We start from the raw sequence: 2,673 nt of genomic DNA, 5'->3' as shown, positions 1-2,673 counted from the left end.
TTGACCCAGTTCATTTTGAAACCTCCCATAAATTATTCAGCATACAAAAAGAGAACAAATTTCTTTGTTCTCTGAATCGTTGGTATTATTGGGTTTGTTAAGAATATCAAATTATAAAATACTTACTTCATCTTTTGTCACAACGATATATCGACCACTATCACGTCCGACAGAACGGCTATCCACACCTAGTTCCCGAGAAATAATCGCATGGACGATTTTGCGTTCATTACTTTGCAAATCATTGATATAAACTGTTTCGCCATTACGAGCACGTTTCGCTGCATGATGCGCTAGGCTTGTGATATAGACTTTACGTTTTTCGTGATAATCGCCGACGTTAATTGCCAAGATAACACGTTCTTCCGTCAAACTATTGGCATAAGCTTTTGCTAAAACTTGCAAAGCCTGTAGAATTTTGCCATGCTTACCAATTAACAAACCATCCTGTGAGGATTTGAGGTTAAAAATAATCAGATTGCCGTCATTTTGAGCTGAAACTGATGCTGGCACGCCCATATCTTGTGTGATTAAGGTCAAATATTTCGAGACTTCTTTGATCACTTTATTTTGATTGTAGGTCATGGTCTCAGCTTCTGCCACGTATTCGGCGTTACCTTCAAGTTCGATTAACTTTTTTTCAGCAATTTCATTCTTCGCTTCTTCGATAATTGCCTCTTTATCCTCTTGACTTAAATCACCTGTACTTGCTTTTTCAGCAGCTTTAACAGCTTTAACAACTTGTGATAATTCTAGCGTTGCTTCCATAGCGGATTGAACTTTTGGTGACTCTGCAATGAAATCCGCATCTAAACCTCGTGTGGCAAGTCTATCCGCCTGACGAACTGTTTCTTCGTGAATCGCATCGATACTAACACGTGCTCTCTTTTTCCCAATGCCTAAAAAACCTTTTTTATCTTTTTGTTCAATTTGAATATGGACATTTTCACGTTTGACACCGAGTTTTTTCAACCCCCGTTCAATCGCTTCATCTACTGTATTTCCTGTAAAAATAGCCATCTCGTTAACTCCCCCTCCGACTAAGCCTTGCTTAGGTACTTCTCTAACGTTTATAAAATATCGCCTATAAATTCTTATTCTCTATCATCTTGTCACTTCAAACACTACAAAAACAGTTAACATTAACTTATTTTTTCTTCTTAGCTTTTGCTAACGCCTTTTGACGAGCCTTTTCTTTATTCTTTTCTGCGTTCGCCTTGGCGGCACGTTCTTCCTGAAGCTTGAATGGATTGTTCAAAAGCAAGGTTTGAAAGACTTGATAGGCATTTGAAACTGTCCAGTAAAGCGCTACACCGGCCGCGACACTAACCCCCATCACAAAGATAAGAATAGGCATAACATAGGTCATACTCGTCGTCATCGCATTCTTTTCAGGTGCTGCTTTCATGGTCAACCATGAGCTGGCAAAAGTAAAGACTGCCGCGAGGATTGGTAAGATAAAGTAAGGGTCATGCCCTGAAATGTCAAACCAAAGAAAATGTCCATCACGCAGAAAATCAACACGCGTAATAGCTTGGTACAAAGCCCAAAGAATCGGCATTTGGACCAACAATGGCAGACATCCCATATAAGGATTGACCCCATTTTCAGCATAAAGTTCTTGTGTTTTTTCAGCAACGATACGTTTGCTTTCCGCATCTTTACCTGGGTATTGCGCTTTAATTTTATTTAATTCTGGTTGCACTTCTTGCATTTTACGTGTTGACTTCGTTTGAATGTGCATCAAAGGTAATAAAAGTGTTCTGATGACCAAAGTAAATAAAATAATGCCAATACCGACTAAGCCACCAAATGAGAGAAAGCGGATGATCTGGGCAAAGCCGTAAACAAATTGTTCCCAAAGACCACTTGTCTGTCCTGTAATATCTGTCCGACCACAGCCTGTTAAAACAAGGATTGCTAACCCTGATAAGGCGACTAATTTAAGTTTTTTCTTCACAATTTTCCTTTTCCATTAACGATATTCCTAAAACATGATACGACTCATATCTCTGTTTTTTGATAAATTTTGGCGACCTTCAAGACATGTGTCAAGTTTTTCTGCACCTCATCAAATGACAAGCTCTCAACCCCTTTTCGGCAAACAATCACAAAGTCTGTTTGTGATAAATTGGCTGAGAGTGGTATCAAAGCATGTCTGACAAGCCGTTTGGTGCGGTTTCGGGTGACGGCATTGCCTAACTTCTTACTCACTGAAATCGCGGCTCTAAAATGGCGTGTTCCTGAAGGCAATTGGTAAACCACAAATTTTTTGTTCGCCGTTGATTTTCTGGCAGAAAAAATTTTATCGAAATCAATCTTTTTCTTTATTCGTAAAGCTTTTTTGATTGCCAAAATAGATTCTCCCATGGTAATTTATCTAATCAATTTTACCACAAATATACAAAAAATGCACCATTTCAAAAGTGCATTCACGTTCGTTTCATAAACTTTTTATTACGTCAGCCAATATCTTCTCATTCACCAAGCATTTCAATAGATTCTGCTTGACACTACCCCTTTTATTTACTTGTTTCAAATAAGTTCGATGAGCTAAAATAGCGAGTTTTCTAAACACATTCAAAACTTTTTGCGCATTCTCTGAGATGACCTGACACTCATCTTCAGAAAATACAACATCCAGCACCCAATGTAAACTCTCAATTTTCCAGT

The 2,673-nt window shown here is 38.4% G+C and carries 3 protein-coding genes and 1 pseudogene; all 4 read right to left on the bottom strand.

Features of this window, described 5'->3' with window-relative positions; genetic code table 11:
• Positions 1–111 precede the first annotated feature (111 nt).
• Positions 112–1,020 carry an RNA-binding cell elongation regulator Jag/EloR gene (gene jag / locus ACYQ21_RS15210; protein WP_460059499.1) on the bottom strand — a complete coding sequence of 303 codons (909 nt, stop codon included), beginning with the start codon at positions 1,018–1,020 and terminating at the stop codon, positions 112–114.
• Positions 1,021–1,147: 127 nt separating this feature from the next.
• Positions 1,148–1,960: a YidC/Oxa1 family membrane protein insertase gene (locus tag ACYQ21_RS15205; protein ID WP_460059497.1), complete on the bottom strand. Its 813-nt coding sequence runs from the start codon at positions 1,958–1,960 to the stop codon at positions 1,148–1,150.
• A 44-nt stretch (positions 1,961–2,004) separates the two neighbouring features.
• Positions 2,005–2,355, bottom strand: a complete 351-nt coding sequence (rnpA, locus tag ACYQ21_RS15200) for a ribonuclease P protein component (RefSeq protein ID WP_460059496.1) — start codon at positions 2,353–2,355, stop codon at positions 2,005–2,007.
• Between the two features lie 88 nt (positions 2,356–2,443).
• A pseudogene (locus ACYQ21_RS15195) lies at positions 2,444–2,673 on the bottom strand (ISAs1 family transposase); the annotation flags it as partial.

Source organism: Pseudolactococcus yaeyamensis (assembly GCF_054658615.1).
Note: the sequence above shows the minus strand (reverse complement) of the source record. Positions and strands in the feature narration are given on the sequence as shown.